13 protein-coding genes are annotated in these 21,934 nt (G+C 65.2%); 12 read left to right on the top strand and 1 reads right to left on the bottom strand.

Features of this window, described 5'->3' with window-relative positions:
* Nucleotides 1-36: 36 nt before the first annotated feature.
* The 9 genes from rplL to rpsJ all read left to right on the top strand — a co-directional run bounded on the left by rplL (nt 37) and on the right by rpsJ (nt 16,729).
* On the top strand, nt 37-414 hold the full coding sequence (gene rplL, locus BKK81_RS00535) for a 50S ribosomal protein L7/L12 (protein WP_071010157.1): 378 nt from the start codon (nt 37-39) through the stop codon (nt 412-414).
* A gap of 427 nt (nt 415-841) precedes the next feature.
* Nucleotides 842-4,948, top strand: a complete 4,107-nt coding sequence (gene rpoB / locus BKK81_RS00530; protein WP_071010155.1) for a DNA-directed RNA polymerase subunit beta — start codon at nt 842-844, stop codon at nt 4,946-4,948.
* A 111-nt stretch (nt 4,949-5,059) separates the two neighbouring features.
* Nucleotides 5,060-9,307: a DNA-directed RNA polymerase subunit beta' gene (gene rpoC / locus BKK81_RS00525; protein ID WP_071010154.1), complete on the top strand. Its 4,248-nt coding sequence runs from the start codon at nt 5,060-5,062 to the stop codon at nt 9,305-9,307.
* A 213-nt stretch (nt 9,308-9,520) separates the two neighbouring features.
* Complete coding sequence (gene recQ / locus BKK81_RS00520; RefSeq protein WP_071010152.1) at nt 9,521-11,371, top strand: DNA helicase RecQ; 1,851 nt, start codon at nt 9,521-9,523, stop codon at nt 11,369-11,371.
* A gap of 358 nt (nt 11,372-11,729) precedes the next feature.
* Complete coding sequence (gene rpsL / locus BKK81_RS00515; protein ID WP_006576501.1) at nt 11,730-12,107, top strand: 30S ribosomal protein S12; 378 nt, start codon at nt 11,730-11,732, stop codon at nt 12,105-12,107.
* 251 nt (nt 12,108-12,358) lie between these two features.
* On the top strand, nt 12,359-12,829 hold the full coding sequence (gene rpsG, locus BKK81_RS00510) for a 30S ribosomal protein S7 (protein WP_006576502.1): 471 nt from the start codon (nt 12,359-12,361) through the stop codon (nt 12,827-12,829).
* Nucleotides 12,830-12,949: 120 nt separating this feature from the next.
* Nucleotides 12,950-15,058: an elongation factor G gene (fusA, locus tag BKK81_RS00505; RefSeq protein WP_071010150.1), complete on the top strand. Its 2,109-nt coding sequence runs from the start codon at nt 12,950-12,952 to the stop codon at nt 15,056-15,058.
* A 79-nt stretch (nt 15,059-15,137) separates the two neighbouring features.
* Entirely contained in the window at nt 15,138-16,328 is a 1,191-nt protein-coding gene (gene tuf, locus BKK81_RS00500; protein WP_071010149.1) for an elongation factor Tu, read from the top strand.
* A gap of 92 nt (nt 16,329-16,420) precedes the next feature.
* Nucleotides 16,421-16,729: a 30S ribosomal protein S10 gene (rpsJ, locus tag BKK81_RS00495; protein WP_006160488.1), complete on the top strand. Its 309-nt coding sequence runs from the start codon at nt 16,421-16,423 to the stop codon at nt 16,727-16,729.
* A gap of 306 nt (nt 16,730-17,035) precedes the next feature.
* On the opposite strand, the gene BKK81_RS00490 is transcribed toward rpsJ, so the two are convergent.
* On the bottom strand, nt 17,036-18,052 hold the full coding sequence (locus BKK81_RS00490; RefSeq protein WP_071010147.1) for an AraC family transcriptional regulator: 1,017 nt from the start codon (nt 18,050-18,052) through the stop codon (nt 17,036-17,038).
* Nucleotides 18,053-18,393: 341 nt separating this feature from the next.
* Here BKK81_RS00490 and BKK81_RS00485 point away from each other — a divergent pair, with 341 nt between their 5' ends.
* The 3 genes from BKK81_RS00485 to BKK81_RS00475 all read left to right on the top strand — a co-directional run bounded on the left by BKK81_RS00485 (nt 18,394) and on the right by BKK81_RS00475 (nt 21,933).
* Nucleotides 18,394-19,623 (top strand): dienelactone hydrolase family protein, encoded by a 1,230-nt coding sequence (locus BKK81_RS00485; protein WP_071010146.1) that lies wholly within the window; start codon nt 18,394-18,396, stop codon nt 19,621-19,623.
* A 153-nt stretch (nt 19,624-19,776) separates the two neighbouring features.
* Nucleotides 19,777-20,565, top strand: a complete 789-nt coding sequence (locus BKK81_RS00480) for an SDR family oxidoreductase (RefSeq protein WP_071010144.1) — start codon at nt 19,777-19,779, stop codon at nt 20,563-20,565.
* A gap of 126 nt (nt 20,566-20,691) precedes the next feature.
* Entirely contained in the window at nt 20,692-21,933 is a 1,242-nt protein-coding gene (locus tag BKK81_RS00475; protein WP_071010142.1) for a styrene monooxygenase/indole monooxygenase family protein, read from the top strand.
* Nucleotide 21,934: the final 1 nt, after the last annotated feature.

Here is a 21,934-nt window from a genome sequence, read left to right as displayed (position 1 = left end):
AATACCGATACCGAATCACATCTAGGAGTAATCCAAATGGCAATCACCAAAGACGACATCCTCGAAGCCGTAGGCGCGATGTCCGTGATGGAACTGAACGACCTGGTCAAGGCGTTCGAAGAGAAGTTTGGCGTGTCCGCCGCTGCGATGGCCGTGGCCGCCGCTCCGGGCGCTGGCGGTGCTGCCGCTGCTGCCGAAGAGCAGACCGAGTTCAACGTGATCCTGGCCGAAGTCGGCGCCAACAAGGTTGGCGTGATCAAGGCCGTGCGCGAAATCACCGGCCTGGGCCTGAAGGAAGCCAAGGACCTGGTCGATGGCGCACCGAAGCCCGTCAAGGAAGGCGTGGACAAGGCTGCTGCTGCCGAAGCCAAGAAGAAGCTGGAAGACGCTGGCGCGAAGGTCGACGTCAAGTAAGTGGTGCTCGCGTGCCTTTTGGGCACGCGAATGGGGCTGGCAAAGGGGAATCCCGGCGCCAGCCTTTTTGCGCTTTAGCGGAGGGTGTTTTTTCTCCGCGCAAATGCGTTTTAAGAGGCCTGTGAGTGGAGTGGGGAGCGCTTTTATGCGGACCTTGCCCGATGGCTCAGCAGAGGCTAAACATCAGTGGCACACTAAGTGGTTGCTGATGTTTGTCTTCTGAACCGACTGCAGAAGACAAGTTTGGTCGGGTGTCCCCGGACCGGTGCAGGCATGGCGTCGCTTCGCGACGATCGCTCCGGTCCACTGCGTGCGGGCACCGTCAGCCAGAGGTTGGTAGCGGCCAACCGCCAAATCCCCTCCCAGTCGCTGAACACCTCAGGTGCTGTGCCAGGTCCAGCCAGCCCTGCGATGATTCGGAGATCCCATGGCGTACAGCTTCACCGAAAAGAAGCGCATTCGCAAAAGCTTTGCGAAGCGCGCGACGGTCCATCAGGTTCCATTCCTGCTTGCGACTCAGATTGAATCCTACACCCAGTTTTTGCAAGCGGATACGCCAACCGCGCGTCGCAAGAGCGAAGGCCTGCAGGCCGCCTTCAACGCAATCTTCCCGATTGTGTCCCATAACGGCCTCGCCCGCATGGAGTTCGTCTCCTACCACCTCTCGAACCCGCCGTTCGACGTCAAGGAGTGTCAACAGCGCGGTCTGACCTTCCACTCGGCGCTGCGTGCCAAGGTGCGCCTGATCATCAACGATCGCGAGAACCCGACCAAGGTCAAGGAAGTCAAGGAACAGGAAGTGTACATGGGCGAGATTCCGCTCATGACCTCGACCGGCTCCTTCGTGATCAACGGCACCGAGCGTGTCATCGTGTCCCAGCTGCACCGTTCGCCGGGCGTGTTCTTCGAGCACGACAAGGGCAAGACGCACAGCTCGGGCAAGCTGCTGTTCTCCGCGCGCATCATCCCCTACCGCGGTTCGTGGCTGGACTTCGAATTCGACCCGAAGGACATCCTGTACTTCCGCGTCGACCGCCGTCGCAAGATGCCGGTCACGATCCTGCTCAAATCGATCGGCCTGACGCCGGAGCAGATCCTCGCGCATTTCTTCGTCTTCGACAACTTCACGCTGCAGACCGAAGGTGCGCAGCTCGAGTTCGTGCCCGAGCGCCTGCGCGGTGAAGTCGCCCGCTTCGACATCGTCGACAAGAACGGCCGCGTGGTCGTCGAGAAGGACAAGCGGATCAACGCCAAGCACATCCGCGACCTGGACTCGGCCGGCACCAAGCTGATCAGCGTGCCGGAAGACTACCTGCTGGGCCGCGTGCTGGCCAAGAACATCATTGACCCCGACACGGGCGAGGTGATCGCCAACGCCAACGACGAGCTGACCGAGACCGTGCTGGAAAACCTGCGCGAAGCCGGCGTCAAGCAGATCCAGACCCTGTACACCAACGACCTGGACCAGGGTCCGTACATTTCGCAGACCCTGCGTACGGACGACACGGCCGACCAGACCGCGGCGCGCATCGCCATCTACCGCATGATGCGCCCGGGCGAGCCGCCCACCGAGGAGGCCGTCGAAGCGCTGTTCCAGCGCCTGTTCTACAGCGAAGAGTCGTACGACCTGTCGCGCGTGGGCCGCATGAAGGTCAACAGCCGTCTGGGCCGCCCCAGCGGCGAAGGCGCCATGGTGCTGCAGGACGAGGACATCCTCGAGACCATCAAGATCCTGGTCAACCTGCGCAACGGCAAGGGCGAGGTCGATGACATCGACCACCTGGGCAACCGTCGCGTGCGCTGCGTCGGTGAACTGGCCGAGAACCAGTTCCGCGCCGGCCTGTCGCGCGTCGAGCGCGCCGTCAAGGAGCGCCTCGGCCAGGCCGAGACCGAGAACCTGATGCCGCACGACCTGATCAACTCGAAGCCGATCTCGTCGGCCATCCGCGAGTTCTTCGGTTCGTCGCAGCTGTCGCAGTTCATGGACCAGACCAACCCGCTGTCCGAGATCACGCACAAGCGCCGTGTCTCCGCACTGGGCCCGGGCGGTCTGACCCGCGAGCGCGCCGGCTTCGAAGTCCGCGACGTGCACCCGACCCACTACGGCCGCGTCTGCCCGATCGAAACGCCGGAAGGCCCGAACATCGGTCTGATCAACTCGCTGGCACTGTATGCCCGCCTGAACGAATATGGCTTCCTGGAAACGCCGTACCGCAAGGTCGAGAACAGCAAGCTGACCGACCAGGTCGACTACCTGTCCGCGATCGAGGAAGGCAAGTACGTGGTGGCGCAGGCCAACGCCACCGTGGATGCCGAGGGCAACCTGATCGACGAGCTGGTGTCGGCGCGCGAAGGATCCGAGCGCGAGACCCGCATGGTCACGCCGGACCGCGTGCAGTACATCGACGTGGCGCCGTCGCAGATCGTCTCGGCGGCAGCCTCGCTGGTGCCGTTCCTCGAGCACGATGACGCGAACCGTGCACTGATGGGCGCGAACATGCAGCGCCAGGCCGTGCCCTGCCTGCGTCCGGACAAGCCCCTAGTCGGTACCGGCATCGAGCGCACCGTCGCGGTCGACTCGGGTACTGCCGTGCAGGCCATGCGCGGCGGTGTGGTGGACTACGTCGATGCGATGCGTATCGTGATCCGGGTCAACGACGACGAAGCCGTGGCCGGCGAAGTCGGCGTGGACATCTACAACCTGATCAAGTACACGCGTTCGAACCAGAACACGAACATCAACCAGCGTCCGATGGTCAAGGTCGGCGACATCGTCGCCCGCGGCGACGTGGTCGCCGACGGCGCGTCGACCGACCTGGGCGAGCTGGCGCTCGGCCAGAACATGCTGGTCGCGTTCATGCCCTGGAACGGCTACAACTTCGAGGATTCGATCCTGATCTCGGAGCGCGTGGTCGCCGAAGACCGCTACACCTCGATCCACATCGAGGAACTGTCGGTCGTGGCCCGCGACACCAAGCTCGGACCCGAGGAAATCACGCGCGATATTTCGAACCTGGCCGAAGCCCAGCTGGCGCGCCTGGACGAGTCGGGCATCACCTACATCGGTGCCGAGGTGGAAGCCGGCGACGTGCTGGTGGGCAAGGTCACGCCGAAGGGCGAGACCCAGCTGACGCCGGAAGAGAAGCTGCTGCGCGCGATCTTCGGGGAGAAGGCCTCGGACGTGAAGGACACCTCGCTGCGCGTGCCTTCGGGCATGAGCGGCATCGTGATCGACGTGCAGGTCTTCACCCGTGAAGGCGTGACGCGCGACAAGCGCGCCCAGTCGATCATCGATGACGAACTCAAGCGTTACCGCCTGGACCTGAACGACCAGCTGCGTATCGTGGAAGGCGATGCCTTCCAGCGTCTGGAGCGCCTGCTGGTCGGCAAGACCGTCAACGGTGGCCCGAAGAAGCTGTCGAAGGGTGCGACGCTGACCAAGGAGTACCTGGCCGAACTGGACAAGTACCACTGGTTCGACATCCGTCCGGCCGACGAGGAAGTCGCCGCCCAGCTCGAGGCCGTCAAGGAGGCCATCGAGCAGAAGCGCCACGAGTTCGACCTCGCCTTCGAAGAGAAGCGCAAGAAGCTGACCCAGGGCGACGAACTGCCGCCGGGCGTGATCAAGATGGTCAAGGTCTACCTTGCCGTCAAGCGTCGCCTGCAGCCTGGCGACAAGATGGCAGGCCGCCACGGTAACAAGGGTGTGGTGTCGAAGATCGTGCCGATCGAAGACATGCCCTACATGGCCGACGGCACCCCTGCCGACATCGTGCTGAACCCGCTCGGCGTGCCGTCGCGGATGAACGTGGGCCAGATCCTGGAAACCCACCTGGGCTGGGCCGCGCGCGGCCTGGGCGAGCGCATCGGCGCGATGCTCAAGGCACAGGCGAAGGCACAGGAACTGCGTCCGCTGCTGGCTCAGGTCTACAACGAGAGCGGCAAGGCGGAAGACCTGGACAGCCTGTCCGACGCCGAAGTGCTGGAACTCGCCACCAACCTGAAGAAGGGCGTGCCGTTCGCGACGCCGGTGTTCGATGGTGCGCATGAGGACGAGATCCGCCGCATGCTGGACCTGGCCTACCCGAGCGACGTGGCCAAGGAGAAGGGCCTGACCGCCTCCAAGCAGCAAGTCACGCTGTATGACGGCCGCACCGGCGAGGCGTTCGAGCGTCCGGTCACGCTGGGTGTGATGCACATGCTGAAGCTGCACCACTTGGTCGACGACAAGATGCACGCGCGTTCGACCGGCCCGTACTCCCTGGTGACCCAGCAGCCGCTGGGCGGCAAGGCGCAGTTCGGTGGCCAGCGTTTCGGTGAGATGGAAGTGTGGGCGCTGGAAGCCTACGGCGCCTCCTACGTGCTGCAGGAGATGCTGACGGTCAAGTCCGATGACGTGAACGGCCGTACCAAGGTGTACGAGAACATCGTCAAGGGCGAGCACTCGATCGATGCCGGCATGCCGGAGTCGTTCAACGTGCTGGTGAAGGAAATCCGCTCGCTGGGTATCGACATCGACCTCGATCGCTACTGATCGTGACGATGCGGGGGCCGCGCGTGCGGCCCCGCCAGCGAAGGATTTCCCACAGGATGAATGCCGCCGGCCCGGCCGGAGCCGGACACGGCGGCGAAACAAGGAGTTGCAATGAAAGCATTGCTCGATCTCTTTAAGCAGGTACAGCAGGAAGAGCAGTTCGACGCGATCAAGATCGGCCTGGCCTCGCCCGAGAAGATCCGCTCGTGGTCGTACGGTGAAGTGAAGAAGCCGGAAACGATCAACTACCGCACGTTCAAGCCCGAGCGCGACGGCCTGTTCTGCGCCAAGATCTTCGGCCCGATCAAGGACTACGAGTGCCTGTGCGGCAAGTACAAGCGCCTGAAGCACCGTGGCGTGATCTGCGAGAAGTGCGGCGTCGAAGTGACGCTGGCCAAGGTGCGCCGCGAGCGCATGGGCCACATCGAACTGGCCGCGCCGACCGCGCACATCTGGTTCCTGAAGTCGCTGCCGTCGCGTCTGGGCATGGTGCTCGACATGACGCTGCGCGACATCGAGCGCGTGCTGTACTTCGAAGCATTCGTGGTGATCGAACCCGGCATGACCCCGCTCAAGAAGAGCCAGATCATGTCCGAGGACGATTACCTGGCCAAGTGCGACGAGTACGGCGAGGGTGAGTTCGTCGCCATGATGGGTGCCGAGGGCATCCGCGAACTGCTGCGCGGCATCGATATCGAGAAGCAGATCGAACAGATCCGCGCCGAGCTGCAGGCCACCGGCTCCGAAGCCAAGATCAAGAAGTTCGCCAAGCGCCTGAAGGTGCTGGAGGCCTTCCAGCGCTCGGGTATCAAGCCCGAGTGGATGATCATGGAAGTGCTGCCGGTGCTGCCGCCCGAGCTGCGTCCGCTGGTGCCCCTGGATGGCGGTCGTTTCGCCACCTCGGACCTGAACGACCTGTATCGCCGCGTCATCAACCGCAACAACCGCCTGAAGCGCCTGCTGGAACTGAAGGCGCCCGAGATCATCGTGCGCAATGAGAAGCGCATGCTGCAGGAAGCGGTGGATTCGCTGCTGGATAACGGCCGTCGCGGCAAGGCGATGACCGGTGCCAACAAGCGTCCGCTGAAGTCCCTGGCCGAAATGATCAAGGGCAAGGGCGGCCGCTTCCGTCAGAACCTGCTGGGCAAGCGCGTCGACTACTCGGGCCGTTCGGTCATCGTGGTGGGCCCGACCCTGAAGCTGCACCAGTGCGGCCTGCCCAAGCTGATGGCGCTCGAGCTGTTCAAGCCCTTCATCTTCCACAAGCTGGAGACGATGGGTATCGCCACCACCATCAAGGCGGCGAAGAAGGAAGTCGAAAGCCAGACGCCGGTGGTGTGGGACATCCTCGAAGAGGTGATCCGCGAGCATCCGGTGATGCTGAACCGCGCGCCGACGCTGCACCGCCTGGGCATCCAGGCCTTCGAACCCGTGCTGATCGAAGGCAAGGCGATCCAGCTGCACCCGCTCGTCTGCGCGGCGTTCAACGCCGACTTCGACGGTGACCAGATGGCCGTCCACGTGCCGCTGTCGCTGGAAGCGCAGATGGAAGCCCGCACCCTGATGCTGGCCTCCAACAACGTGCTGTTCCCGGCCAACGGCGACCCGTCGATCGTGCCGTCGCAGGACGTGGTGCTGGGCCTGTACTACACCACCCGCGACAAGATCAACGGCCGCGGTGAGGGCATGACCTTCGCCGACATCAGCGAAGTGATCCGCGCCTACGAGAACAAGGAAGTCGAGCTGGCTTCCCGCGTGAACGTGCGTATCACCGAGTTCGAGCTGGTGGACAAGGACGCCGAGGGCGACGCCCGCTTCGCGCCCAAGATCACGCTGCAGGCCACCACGGTCGGCCGCGCCATCCTGTCGGAGATCCTGCCCAAGGGCCTGCCCTTCTCGGTGCTGAACAAGCCGCTGAAGAAGAAGGAGATCTCGCGCCTGATCAACACCGCCTTCCGCAAGTGCGGCCTGCGTGAGACCGTGATCTTCGCTGACAAGCTGCTGCAGTCGGGCTTCCGCCTGGCCACGCGCGCCGGCATCTCGATCGCGATCGACGACATGCTGGTGCCGCCCGCGAAGGAAAAGATCATCGCCGAAGCCTCGGCCAAGGTGAAGGAATACGACAAGCAGTACATGTCGGGCCTGGTGACCGACCAGGAGCGCTACAACAACGTCGTGGACATCTGGGGCGCCGCCGGCGACCAGGTGGGCAAGGCGATGATGGAGCAGCTCCAGCACGAGGACGTGGTCGACCGCAACGGCAATACCGTCAAGCAAGAGTCGTTCAACTCCATCTACATGATGGCCGACTCGGGCGCGCGGGGTTCCGCGGCGCAGATCCGCCAGCTGGCCGGCATGCGCGGCCTGATGGCAAAGCCGGATGGCTCGATCATCGAGACGCCGATCACGGCGAACTTCCGCGAAGGCCTGAACGTTCTGCAGTACTTCATCTCGACCCACGGTGCGCGTAAGGGTCTGGCCGATACGGCACTGAAGACCGCGAACTCCGGTTACCTGACCCGCCGTCTGGTCGACGTGACGCAGGATCTGGTGGTGGTGGAAGACGATTGCGGCACCAGCAACGGCGTGGCCATGAAGGCCCTGGTCGAAGGCGGTGAAGTGATCGAAGCCCTGCGTGACCGTATCCTCGGCCGCGTGACCGTCTCCGACGTGGTGAACCCGGAAACCCAGGAAACCGCGATCGAGGCTGGCACCCTGCTGGACGAAGATCTGGTCGAGCTGATCGACAACATCGGCGTGGACGAGGTCAAGGTGCGTACGCCGCTGTCCTGCGACACGCGCTACGGCCTGTGCGCCAAGTGCTACGGCCGCGACCTCGGCCGCGGCGTGCTGGTGAACTCGGGCGAAGCGGTGGGCGTGATCGCCGCGCAGTCGATCGGTGAGCCGGGCACGCAGCTGACCATGCGTACCTTCCACATCGGTGGCGCGGCATCGCGTGCGGCAGTCGCGTCGAGCGTGGAAGCCAAGGCGACCGGTACCGTGCGCTTCACGGCGACCATGCGCTACGTCACCAACGCCAAGGGCGAGCTGATCGTCATCTCGCGTTCGGGCGAGGCGCTGATCACCGACGACCATGGCCGCGAGCGTGAGCGCCACAAGATCCCGTACGGTGCCACGCTGCTGGTGCAGGATGGCCAGGCGATCAAGGCCGGCACGCAGCTGGCTACCTGGGATGCGCTGACGCGTCCGATCGTTTCGGAGTACTCGGGCACCATCAAGTTCGAGAACGTCGAAGAGGGCGTGACCGTCGCCAAGCAGATGGACGAAGTGACGGGCCTGTCGACCCTCGTGGTGATCGACGCCAAGCGCCGCACGGCCGCCACCAAGGGCATCCGCCCGCAGGTGAAGCTGCTCGACGCCAACAACCAGGAAGTGAAGATCCCGGGCACGGACCACTCCGTGACCATCGGCTTCCAGGTCGGCGCGCTGATCACCGTGAAGGACGGCCAGCAGGTGCACGTGGGTGAAGTGCTCGCACGTATCCCGACCGAATCGCAGAAGACCCGCGACATTACCGGTGGTCTGCCGCGTGTGGCCGAGCTGTTCGAAGCGCGTTCGCCGAAGGACGCCGCCGTGCTGGCGGAAGTCACCGGCACGACCTCGTTCGGCAAGGACACCAAGGGCAAGCAGCGCCTGGTGATCACGGACCTGGACGGCAACGCCCACGAGTTCCTGATCGCCAAGGAAAAGCAGGTCCTGGTGCACGATGGCCAGGTGGTGAACAAGGGCGAAATGATCGTGGAAGGTCCGGCGGACCCGCACGACATCCTGCGCCTGAAGGGCATCGAGGAACTGGCGCACTACATCGTCGACGAAGTGCAGGACGTGTACCGTCTGCAGGGCGTGAAGATCAACGACAAGCACATCGAAGTGATCGTGCGCCAGATGCTGCGCCGCGTGCAGATCTCGGATGTGGGCGACACCAAGTTCATCCCGGGTGAACAGGTGGAGCGCTCGGAGCTGCTCGACGAGAACGACCGCGTGATCGCCGAAGGCAAGCGTCCGGCCACCTACGAGAACCTGCTGCTCGGTATCACCAAGGCGTCGCTGTCGACCGACAGCTTCATCTCGGCGGCATCGTTCCAGGAAACCACCCGCGTGCTGACCGAAGCCGCGATCATGGGCAAGACGGACGACCTGCGCGGTCTGAAGGAAAACGTGATCGTCGGCCGCCTGATCCCGGCCGGTACCGGCCTGGCCTACCACCGTGCCCGCAAGGCGCGCGAGGCGGCCGAGCGCGAACGCGCCCAGGCGATCGCCGAAGAAGAGCAGTCGCTCTTCATCGAGCCGCCGGTGGTGCAGGCGACCACCACCGAAGGCGAGGGCGACGCGGCCTGACGCGTTTCCCGGCCGGGGCGGCGATCGCTGCTCCGGCGCCGAACGGAACCAGCCCGGCCTTCGCGCCGGGCTTTTTTCATGCCAGCGCCGCACGTGCGGCAGCCTGCCGTCCAGCGGGCCGCCGGCACAATCTGCAGCAATCCGTCTCCCGCTTGATGGTATGGTTACGCCTTCCGGCGTACCCGCTCCACCCGTTTTCCCGATCCCGCACCTATGTCGTCCGCATTGGCCATTCTCAAAGATGTCTTTGGCTACCACGCCTTCCGCGGACAGCAGGCCGAAATCATCGACCACGTGGCCGGCGGCGGCGACAGCCTGGTGCTGATGCCCACCGGCGGTGGCAAGTCCCTCTGCTACCAGGTCCCGGCCCTGCTGCGCCAGCGTGCAGGCCAGGGCACGGGCATCGTGGTGTCGCCACTGATCGCGCTGATGCAGGACCAGGTGGCCGCGCTGAGCGAGGCCGGCGTGCGTGCTGCCGTGCTCAATTCGACGCTGACCTCGAGCGAGGCCTCGGCGGTCGAGCGCGACCTGCTGGCCGGGCGGCTCGAGGTCCTCTACGTGGCCCCCGAGCGGCTGATGACGCCGCGCTTCCTCGACCTGCTCGAGCGCACCCGCGTGGGCCTGTTCGCCATCGACGAGGCGCACTGCGTATCGCAGTGGGGGCACGATTTCCGCCCCGAATACATCCAGCTCTCGGTGCTGCATGAGCGTTTCCCGCAGGTACCGCGCATCGCGCTGACCGCCACCGCCGACGCGCTGACGCGGCAGGAGATCGCCGAGCGCCTGGCGCTGCAGGATGCACGCGTCTTCCTCTCCAGCTTCGACCGGCCCAATATCCGCTACCGCATCGTCGAGAAGGACAATGCGCGCCAGCAACTGCTGGCTTTCATCAAGGCCGAGCATGCCAACGCCGACGGCACCCATGACAGCGGCATCATCTACTGCCTGTCGCGCAAGAAGGTGGAAGAGACCGCGGCCTGGCTCGGCGCCCAGGGCCTCAAGGCCCTGCCTTACCACGCCGGCATGGATGCGCAACTGCGCGCACAGTATCAGGCGCGCTTCCGCGTGGAGGAAGGGATCGTGATGGTGGCCACCATCGCCTTCGGCATGGGCATCGACAAGCCCGACGTGCGCTTCGTGGCCCACCTCGACCTGCCCAAGAGCATGGAGGGCTACTACCAGGAGACCGGGCGTGCCGGCCGCGACGGCCTGCCCGCCAATGCCTGGATGGCCTATGGCCTGGGCGACGTGGTGCAGCAGAAGCGCATGATTGACGAATCCGAGGCCGACGACGCGCACAAGCGCGTGTCCTCGTCCAAGCTCGACGCGCTGCTCGGCCTGTGCGAAACGGCAGGTTGCCGCCGCGTGCGCATCCTGGCCTATTTCGACGAGCAGTCCGAGCCGTGCGGCAACTGCGATACCTGCCTGGAGCCGCCGGCCACCTGGGACGGCACGCGCGAGGCGCAGATGGCGCTGTCCTGCGTCTATCGGGTGGCCCAGGCCAGCCGCGTGCATTTCGGTGCCACCCACCTGGTCGACGTGCTGCGCGGCAATGCGTCGGAGAAGATCCGGCAGTGGGGCCACGACAAGGTGTCCACCTTCGGCATCGGTGCCGACCGCTCGGTGGCGGAGTGGCATGCCATCTTCCGCCAGCTGATCGCCCACGGCCTGCTGATGATCGACCACGGCGGCCACGGCGCGCTGCTGCTGGGCGAGTCGGCGCGCCAGGTGCTGCGCGGCGAGACCACCATCACGCTGCGCCGGCAGGCCAGCAAGCCCGCCCGCGGCGGCGAGCGCTCCGCATCGCGCGGCAGCCGCACCGACCATACCGCCGGCATGGACGAAGACGCGCTGGCCAACTGGGAGGCGCTGCGCAAGTGGCGCACCGCCACCGCGCGCGAGCACGGCGTGCCGGCCTACGTCATCTTCCACGATGCCACGCTGGCGGAGATCGCGCGCAGCGCGCCGGCCACGCTCGACGAACTGGCCGAGGTGCCGGGCATCGGTGCCGCGAAGCTGGAGCGCTATGGCGAAGAGATTCTGGAGACGCTCGAGGGCGTCTGAGTCAGGCTTTACGGTATACGTAAACGTGCTTGACCGTTTACGGTTTGCCTGCTAGCATGTCAGATTCGAGTTTTTGGCTTTGGATTTCGCTCGCCCGTCGATCTTGCACCCTGCCTGTGAGGCCGGATGCGCTTTCGGCAAGCGCCGTCGGCCAGTCGCGTGATGCGGCGGTGGCATGGTGTGGCACAGGGGATCCCGGTCGAGCTCGCGTTCTTTGGTCAGTCTGGTTCCCGCCGGTCTATCGTCTCAAGAGCGCCCGCTCACACTGTTCCCGCCCAAAACCCGTAGTTGCCGTTCCGGTTCCGCCACGTGGCGCCCGGAAGGGTGTTTTGTCGTAAAAACCAAGCTGGATTGAACAATGCCAACTATCAACCAACTGGTTCGCAAGCCGCGCGTCTCGGAAGTCATCAAGAGCAAGAGCCCGGCGCTTGAGAACTGCCCGCAGCGTCGTGGCGTGTGCACCCGCGTGTACACCACGACTCCGAAGAAGCCGAACTCGGCACTGCGTAAGGTCGCCAAGGTGCGCCTGACCAACGGTTTCGAGGTCATCTCGTACATCGGCGGTGAAGGCCACAACCTGCAGGAACACTCGGTCGTGCTGATCCGCGGCGGCCGTGTGAAGGATCTGCCGGGTGTGCGTTACCACATCGTGCGCGGCTCCCTCGACCTGCAAGGCGTCAAGGACCGTAAGCAAGCGCGTTCGAAGTACGGCGCGAAGCGCCCGAAGGCAGCCTAAGACAGGCTGTCCGCGTGGCGCCGGCAAGGCGTCGCGAAGCAGTGAAGCAAGACAAGCAACAAGCGGCAGGTCCTTGGCGCGCAGCGTCATGGTGCTGTCACCAGGCGGCGGTACAACGGAGCGTTCAGCGCCGTGCCGTCGAGTAAGTGGTCACCCGGCGAATTTGCCCAGGCCCAGTGCCGGCAAGCTAGTTGGTGGCCGGAGAGCGGAAACCTGTTACCGCGCTCTCAACTGAATCTAAAGGAAAGAAGATGCCACGTCGTCGTGAAGTCCCCAAGCGGGAGATCCTGCCTGATCCGAAGTTCGGCAATGTCGAAGTTGCCAAGTTCATGAACGTGCTGATGCTGGACGGCAAGAAGTCGGTTGCCGAACGCATCGTGTACGGCGCGTTCGACCAGATCGAGAAGAAGGCAGGCAAGGCCCCCATCGAAGTGTTCTCCGTTGCAATCAACAACGTGAAGCCGGTGGTGGAAGTGAAGAGCCGTCGCGTGGGCGGCGCCAACTATCAGGTTCCGGTCGAAGTCCGTCCGTCGCGTCGTTTGGCATTGGCGATGCGTTGGCTGCGCGAGGCCGCAAAGAAACGCAGCGAGAAGTCGATGGCGCTGCGCCTGGCAGGTGAGCTGCTGGAAGCTGCCGAAGGCCGCGGCGGCGCGATGAAGAAGCGCGACGAAGTGCACCGCATGGCCGAAGCCAATAAGGCGTTCTCGCACTTCCGCTTCTAAGGCGCGCGATTACAGCTGTTGGTTGCCGGGCGGGCTGTGTATTCCTACACATCTCGCCCGTTTGTGTTAGGGGCGACGGCGATGAGATGCCGGCGTCTCACGGACGAATAGAGGATTAAAGTGGCTCGTAAGACTCCCATTGAGCGCTACCGTAACATCGGTATTTCGGCTCACATTGACGCGGGTAAAACCACCACGACCGAGCGGATCCTGTTCTACACCGGTGTGAACCACAAGATCGGTGAAGTGCATGATGGCGCGGCCACCATGGACTGGATGGAGCAGGAGCAGGAGCGCGGCATCACCATCACGTCTGCTGCGACCACCGCCTTCTGGAAGGGCATGGGCGGCAACTACCCCGAGCACCGCTTCAACATCATCGACACCCCGGGCCACGTGGACTTCACCATCGAGGTGGAGCGTTCCATGCGCGTGCTGGACGGTGCGTGCATGGTGTACTGCGCAGTGGGTGGCGTGCAGCCGCAGTCCGAAACCGTGTGGCGTCAGGCCAACAAGTACGGCGTGCCGCGTCTGGCATTCGTCAACAAGATGGACCGCACCGGCGCGAACTTCTTCAAGGTCTACGACCAGCTGAAGACCCGCCTGAAGGCCAACCCGGTGCCCGTCGTGGTGCCGATCGGCGCTGAAGACGGCTTCCAAGGCGTCGTCGATCTGCTGGAAATGAAGGCGATCATTTGGGATGAAGCCAGCCAGGGCGTGAAGTTCGAATACCAGGACATCCCGGCCGAGCTGCAAGCCACCGCTGACGAATGGCGCGAGAAGATGGTCGAGTCCGCCGCCGAAGCCAGCGAAGAGCTGATGGAAAAGTACCTGGGCGGCGAAGAGCTGACCCGCGCCGAGATCGTCAAGGCGCTGCGTGACCGTACCATCGCCTGCGAAATCCAGCCGATGCTGTGCGGCACCGCGTTCAAGAACAAGGGCGTGCAGCGCATGCTCGACGCCGTGATCGACTTCCTGCCGTCGCCGGTCGACATTCCGCCGGTCAAGGGCACGGACGAGGACGACAGCGAGAAGAAGCTCGAGCGCAAGGCTGACGACAACGAAAAGTTCTCGGCACTGGCGTTCAAGATCATGACCGACCCGTTCGTTGGCCAGCTGATCTTCTTCCGCGTGTACTCGGGCAAGATCAATTCGGGCGACACCGTGTACAACCCGGTGAAGCAGAAGAAGGAGCGTCTGGGCCGTATTCTGCAGATGCACGCCAACCAGCGCGAAGAAATCAAGGAAGTGCTGGCCGGCGATATCGCCGCTGCGGTCGGCCTGAAGGATGCCACCACGGGCGATACGCTGTGCGATCCGACTGCCCCGATCGTGCTCGAGCGCATGGTGTTCCCGGAGCCGGTGATCTCGCAGGCTGTCGAGCCGAAGACCAAGGCTGACCAGGAAAAGATGGGCATCGCCCTGAACCGCCTGGCCGCTGAAGATCCGTCGTTCCGCGTGCGTACCGATGAAGAATCGGGTCAGACCATCATTTCGGGCATGGGCGAGCTCCACCTCGAAATTCTGGTCGACCGCATGAAGCGCGAATTCGGCGTGGAAGCCAACATCGGCGCGCCGCAGGTGGCCTACCGCGAAACCATTCGCAAGACGGCCGAGGGCGTCGAGGGCAAGTTCGTCAAGCAGTCGGGCGGCCGCGGCCAGTACGGTCACGCTGTGATCACGCTGGAACCGCAAGAGCCGGGCAAGGGCTTCGAGTTCATCGATGCCATCAAGGGCGGTGTGATTCCTCGCGAATACATCCCGGCGGTCGAAAAGGGTATCGTCGACACGCTGCCGAACGGCATCCTGGCTGGCTTCCCGGTGGTGGACGTGAAGGTCACGCTGACGTTCGGTTCGTACCACGACGTGGACTCGAACGAAAACGCATTCCGCATGGCCGGCTCGATGGCTTTCAAGGAAGCCATGCGCAAGGCCAGCCCGGTCCTGCTCGAGCCGATGATGGCCGTGGAAGTGGAAACGCCGGAAGACTACACGGGTACCGTGATGGGCGACTTGTCGTCCCGCCGCGGCATCGTGCAGGGCATGGACGACATGGTGGGCGGTGGCAAGATCATCAAGGCCGAAGTCCCGCTGTCGGAAATGTTCGGCTATTCGACGTCGCTGCGCTCGGCCACGCAAGGTCGCGCCACGTACACCATGGAATTCAAGCATTACGCTGAGGCACCGAAGAACATCGCCGAAGCCGTGATGACGGCCAAGGGCAAGTAATAAACGCTGCGCCGCCACGCACGACCTGCGTGGCGGCGCAAAGAATTGAATCAGACTGTATTCCATTAGGAGCTGAAACATGGCAAAGGAAAAGTTCGAGCGGACTAAGCCGCACGTGAACGTTGGTACGATTGGTCACGTTGACCACGGCAAGACGACGCTGACGGCAGCGATCGCGACGGTGCTGGCTGCGAAGTTCGGCGGTGCCGCCAAGAAGTACGACGAAATCGACGCAGCGCCGGAAGAGAAGGCACGCGGTATTACCATCAATACCGCCCACGTCGAGTACGAGACGGCCAACCGCCACTACGCGCACGTTGACTGCCCGGGCCACGCCGACTACGTGAAGAACATGATCACGGGTGCCGCCCAGATGGACGGCGCGATCCTGGTGTGCTCGGCCGCTGACGGCCCGATGCCGCAGACCCGCGAGCACATCCTGCTGGCCCGTCAGGTTGGCGTGCCTTACATCATCGTGTTCCTGAACAAGTGCGACATGGTGGACGACGCTGAACTGCTCGAGCTGGTCGAGATGGAAGTTCGCGAGCTGCTGTCGAAGTACGAGTTCCCTGGCGACGACACCCCGATCATCAAGGGTTCGGCCAAGCTGGCGCTGGAAGGCGACAAGGGCGAGCTGGGCGAAGTGGCCATCATGAACCTGGCCGACGCCCTGGACACCTACATCCCGACGCCGGAGCGTGCCGTTGACGGTACCTTCCTGATGCCGGTGGAAGACGTGTTCTCGATCTCGGGTCGCGGCACCGTGGTGACCGGCCGTATCGAGCGCGGCGTGATCAAGGTCGGTGAAGAAATCGAAATCGTCGGTATCAAGCCGACGGTGAAGACGACCTGCACGGGCGTGGAAATGTTCCGCAAGCTGCTGGACCAGGGCCAGGCTGGCGACAACGTCGGTCTGCTGCTGCGCGGCACCAAGCGTGAAGACGTGGAACGCGGCCAAGTGCTGTGCAAGCCGGGCTCGATCAAGCCGCACACCCACTTCACCGGTGAGGTGTACATTCTGTCGAAGGACGAAGGCGGCCGTCACACCCCGTTCTTCAACAACTACCGTCCGCAGTTCTACTTCCGTACGACCGACGTGACCGGCTCGATCGAGCTGCCGAAGGACAAGGAAATGGTCATGCCGGGCGACAACGTGTCGATCACCGTCAAGCTGATCGCCCCGATCGCCATGGAAGAAGGTCTGCGCTTCGCTATCCGTGAAGGCGGCCGTACCGTCGGCGCCGGCGTCGTGGCAAAGATCATCGACTAAGCAAACTTCCTGGAGCAGGTCGGCGTACAATACCGCCGGCTTGTTCCCTGTTTCCGGGCGCTATCCGCCCATCGCTCTTTTAAGGAAATATCATGCAGAACCAGAAGATCCGTATCCGCCTGAAGGCTTTCGACTATCGCCTGATCGACCAGTCGGCCGCTGAAATCGTGGATACCGCCAAGCGCACCGGCGCGATCGTCAAGGGTCCCGTGCCCCTGCCGACCCGCATCCAGCGCTTCGACATCCTGCGTTCGCCGCACGTCAACAAGACCAGCCGCGATCAGTTCGAGATCCGTACCCACCAGCGCCTGATGGACATCGTCGACCCGACCGATAAGACCGTCGACGCGCTGATGAAGCTCGACCTGCCGGCCGGCGTGGACGTCGAGATCAAGGTGTAAGGTTTTGATGCCTTGGGCCGCAGTGATGTGGCCTTTTGCAGCGGAAACGGCGAACGTAAGTTCGCCGTTTTTGTTTTTGGGGCAGGGTTGTACGTTGTATACCCTTCCGCCCTCTGTTCGGAGGTGTTGGTTTGCGAGGCAACGGCCTGTTTCGGCTCCCCGCAGGGGAGTCGAAACAGTCTCTTGCCCCGAATACCGCTTACGCTCATACAGGCATCAGGCATCAGGCATCAGGCATCAGGCATCAGGCATCAGGCATCAGGCATCAGGCATCAGGCATCAGGCATCAGGCATCAGCCCGCCAGATCACCCCCTCCTCCTCAACGTCTCCCCCGGACACTCCCCAAACGCTCGCCGATACTCGGCGCTGAAGCGCCCGAGATGCGTGAAGCCCCAGCGCATCGCAGCCGTGCTGACCGAACCCACCGCTGCGACGTTGAGCAGATCATGACGCACGCGCTCCAGCCGCACCGCGCGCAGATAGGCCATCGGGCTCAGGCCCCGGTGTTCGCGGAAGCCTGCGTACAGGCTGCGCAGGCTGACGCCGGCGACCTCGGCCAGGTGGGCCGGCGTCAGCGCGTCGTCGGCGTGGGCGTGGATGTATTCCTCGACCACCTTCACATGGCGCGGCGCGAGCGGCTTGCCGCGGCCGCGCAGGTCCTCCGACAAGCTGTGCGGTTGTACCGTCAGCAGGGTGCCGATCACCAGTTGCTCGAGCTGGCAGGCGGTCAGGGGATGCTGTGCGGCTTCGGGTGAGCAGGCCAGCAGGTCGGCCAGGTATTGCATCAGCTGGTACCAGCCGGCCTGGCGGCGCCAGGCCATGCCCAGGGCGAAGCGCAGCGCCTGCTCGGGGCGCCGTCCCAGGTAGGCGGCGCAGACACGTTCCAGCGCGCCCAGTTCCACCCGCACGATGAGCTGGTCGTTGTCGGCGCTCCAGCGCATGCGCACGGGGTCGCTCGGCGTCAGCACCGAGGCCAGGTCGGCGTCGGACAGGATGCGCTGGGTACCGCAGGCGACGTCGGCCTGGCCCGACAACGGCATCTGCACCAGCAGGAAATCACCCATGGGCCCGGGGTCGATCTCCACCTCTGCACCGTAGGCGAGGCGGTTGAAGGAGACCGCTCCCAGCGGCGCGTGGTGCAGGCGGGCGGCCAGGCGGTTGCCACCGATGGCGAGCCGATGGGGTTTGAAGACGGCGCCCACCGCCGCGCGGGCCTGGTCCTGGTCGGTCGAGGCGAACACCAGGCGGCCGGGGTCGCCCAGCAGGGCGGCGGCCAGCGCGGGGGTGGCCATGGTGGCCGTGGCGGTCGGGGGCAGCAGCATGTCTCGCTCCACTGGAGGTGGCCGGGCGCTGCCGGTGGCGCGCGCGATCCCGGGATGGTCTCGCCACGCCCGGTCTCTGCCCGCGCGGTGGACTCCCTGCGCACCACTATAGCGGAGCGCGCGGGCCGCGCACCGGCCGCGGGTGCGCCGGCTTGCGCACGGCTGCAATTTCCTGCACTAATCGGATAGCCGCTGCAGGCGGCGGCTAGCTTGCTGCAGTGCGGAGCGCCCATGATGGAATCCATGTGGCGACGCGGCCCGGTTCCGGTGTCACCCTTCGGCGTCACCGCCGGCGCCAACCGCAGGCAGCCCGACCCCCACACCAACAAGGAGACCAGGCAATGGGCCAGACCATCCAGATCCAGACCCCCGACGGCAGCTTCAGCGGCTATCTCGCCACCCCGGCGGCCGGCAAGGGGCCCGGGATCGTTCTGTGCCAGGAGATCTTCGGCGTCAACGCCACCATGCGGCAGGTAGCTGATTATTACGCCGAAGAAGGCTACACGGTGCTGGTGCCGGACCTGTTCTGGCGCCTGGAGCCCGGCATCGAGCTGGGAGATCGCGGCGAAGACTTCCAGCGCGCGCTGGGCCTCTACCAGCGCTTCGACGAGGCCCTGGGGGTCAAGGATGTCGGCGCTGCCCTCGAGGCCCTGCGCCAGCGCCCGGAATGCGTCGGCCGCACCAGCGTGCTGGGCTTCTGCCTCGGCGGCAAGCTGGCTTACCTGGCTGCCTGCAGGCTGCCGGACGTCGCCTGCGCCGTCGCCTATTACGGGGTCGGCATCGAGCATGCCCTCGATGAGGCGGCCAGGGTGCGCGGCCGCCTGGTGCTGCACATCGCTGCGCAGGATGGCTTCTGCCCGCCCGAGTCTCAGGCGCGCATCGGGGCGGCGCTGGGCGGGCGCGACGGCATCGAGGTCTATGTCTACCCGGGCGTGGACCACGCCTTCGCGCGCGCCGGCGGCGAGCACTTCGACAAGCCCAGCGCCCTGATGGCGCACCAGCGCTCGATTGCCGCGCTGCGTCGCGAGATGGGGCCGCACTACGATTTCTCGGCACTGTGGGACAAGCACTGCGAGTACGAATTCGCCACGCGCGACGTCGACGCCACCATGGCGACGATGGTCGCCGAGCCCTACGTCAACCATATTCCGACCATGACCGGCGGCGTGGGCTACCGCCAGCTCAAGCGCTTCTACCAGCACCACTTCGTGCACAGCAATCCGCCGGACACCGCGCTGATCCCGCTGTCGCGCACCATCGGCGCGAGCCAGATCGTCGACGAGCTGCTGTTCTGTTTCACGCACACCTGCGAGATCGACTGGATGCTGCCCGGCGTGGCGCCCACCGGCCGCCGCGTGGAGATTCCGCTGGTCGCCATCGTCAAGTTCCGCGGCGACAAGCTCTATCACGAACACATCTACTGGGACCAGGCCAGCGTGCTGGTGCAGATCGGCAGGCTGGACCCCGCTGGGCTGCCGGTGGCCGGCATCGAGACCGCGCGCAAGCTGCTCGACGAAACGCTGCCATCGAACACCCTGATGGCGCGTTGGCAGGACAGCGAAGGCAAGTAGGCCACCGCTAAGACCACCACCAAGACCACCACTAAGGCCGACGCGATGGCCACCGCATGGCACCGCCAGGTGCTGCCAGGTGCCGTGCGGCCGCTTCAACCCCCGGAGCCGGCGCCCGCATGAGGCGCCGCCCGCAGACGAGGAGACGATGACATGAAAGGCTTGCAGGACAAGGTCGCCATCATCACCGGTGGCGCGACGCTGATCGGCGCCGGCGTGGCGCGTGCTTTCGTGGCCGCCGGCACGCGCGTGGCCATCCTGGACATCGATGCCGCCGGCGGTGAGCGGGTGGCGGCGGAACTGGGCGAGCGCTGCCGTTTCCTGCGTACCGACATCAGCGATGACGCCCAGGTCGCAGCGGCCGTGGCGCAGGTTGCCGAGCAGTTCGGCGGGGTCGATTTCCTCGTCAACCTGGCCTGCACCTACCTTGATGACGGGCTGCGCTCCAGCCGCGCCGACTGGCGCACCGCCCTCGACGTCAACGTGGTCTCCGCGGTGATGCTGGCGCAGGCGGTGCAGCCGCTGATGCGCGCGCGCGGTGGCGGCGCCATCGTCAACTTCACCAGCATCTCCGCCAATGTCGCCCAGACCGGCCGCTGGCTCTACCCGGTGTCCAAGGCCGCGCTGCGCCAACTCACGCGCAACATGGCCATGGACCTCGCGCCCGACCGCATCCGCGTCAATGCCGTGTCGCCCGGCTGGACCTGGTGCCGCTTGATGGACGAGGTGTCAGGCGGCGACCGCGCCCGCACCGACCGCGTGGCGGCCGACTTCCACCTGCTCGGCCGCGTCGGCGAGCCCGACGAGGTGGCCCAGGTGGTGCTGTTCCTGTGCTCGGACCATGCCAGCTTCGTGACCGGGGCCGACTACGCGGTCGACGGCGGTTACTCGGCCATGGGGCCGGAGCGCGCCGAACCGGCCATTCCGCGCCTGGCCGGCTGAGCCGTCGCGGCCGTCGCGCCGCATTCCCTCTGTTGCCTTATCTGCCGGCGCGGCGTCGCGCGCCGCCGGCCGGCTGCCTTCGTCCTTTTCCAGACCGCGCGACCCGTCCATCGAGGAGACAACGCCATGAGCCAACGCATCGCCATCGTCGGGGCCGGCCAGTCCGGCCTGCAGATGGCCCTGGGCCTGCAGGCCCGGGGCTACCACGTGACCCTGATGACCAACCGCACCCCGGAACAGGTCCGGGCCGGCAAGGTCATGTCCAGCCAGTGCATGTTCGACCGTGCGCTGCAGACTGAGCGCGACCTCGACCTGAACTGGTGGGAGGCCGACTGCCCGCCGGTCGAGGGAATCGGCCTGGCCGTGCCGCATCCCGAGCAGCCGGGCGCCCGCCTGATCGATTGGGCGGCGCCGCTGGACAAGCCGGCGCAGGCGGTCGACCAGCGCCTCAAGATGCCGGCATGGATGGAGGCCTTCGCCGCGCGTGGTGGCGACCTGCGCATCGGTGACGCCGGCATCGACGAACTGGAGGCGCTGGCGGCCAGCCATGACCTGGTGCTGCTGGCTGCCGGCAAGGGAGAGATCGTCGGCCGCTTCGAGCGCGATGCCGCGCGCAGTCCCTACGCAGCGCCGCAGCGCTCGCTTGCCCTGACCTATGTGCATGGCATGGCGCCGCGCGAGCCGTTCTCCCGGGTCTGCTTCAACCTGATCCCCGGCGTGGGCGAATACTTCGTATTTCCCGCGCTGACCCTGTCCGGGCCCTGCGAGATCATGGTGTTCGAAGGCGTGCCGGGTGGCCCCATGGACCGCTGGCAGGACGCGCGTACGCCCGCGGAGCACCTGCAGGAGAGCCTGCGCATCCTGCGCACCTGGCTGCCCTGGGAGGCTGAACGCTGCGCCGCGGTCGAGCTGACCGACGCCAACGGCATCCTGGCCGGGCGCTTCGCTCCCACGGTGCGCAAGCCGGTGATGACGCTGCCGTCCGGCCGGCCGGTGTTCGGCATGGCCGATGCGGTGGTGGTGAACGACCCCATCACCGGACAGGGCTCGAACAATGCCGCCAAGTGCTGCAAGGTCTATCTCGATGCCATCCTCGCCCGCGGCGACCGCCCCTTCGACGCCGCCTGGATGGAGCAGACCTTCGCCCGCTACTGGGACTACGCCTCGTATGTGGTGGACTGGACCAACTCCCTGCTGGCGCCGCCGCCGCCGCACATCCTGGCACTGCTGGGCGCGGCTGGCCAGGCGCCGGCGCTGGCGGGCCGCATTGCCAACGGCTTCGACAATCCGCCCGACTTCTTCCCCTGGTGGCGCGATGCCCAGGCCTGCCATGCGCTGATCGAGCAGTACCTGCCGCAGGCGGCCTGAC

The organism is Cupriavidus sp. USMAHM13, assembly GCF_001854285.1.
Taxonomy (GTDB): Bacteria; Pseudomonadota; Gammaproteobacteria; order Burkholderiales; family Burkholderiaceae; genus Cupriavidus; species Cupriavidus malaysiensis.
The sequence above is the reverse complement of the archived record's forward strand: the minus strand, read 5'-3'. Positions and strand labels throughout refer to the sequence as shown.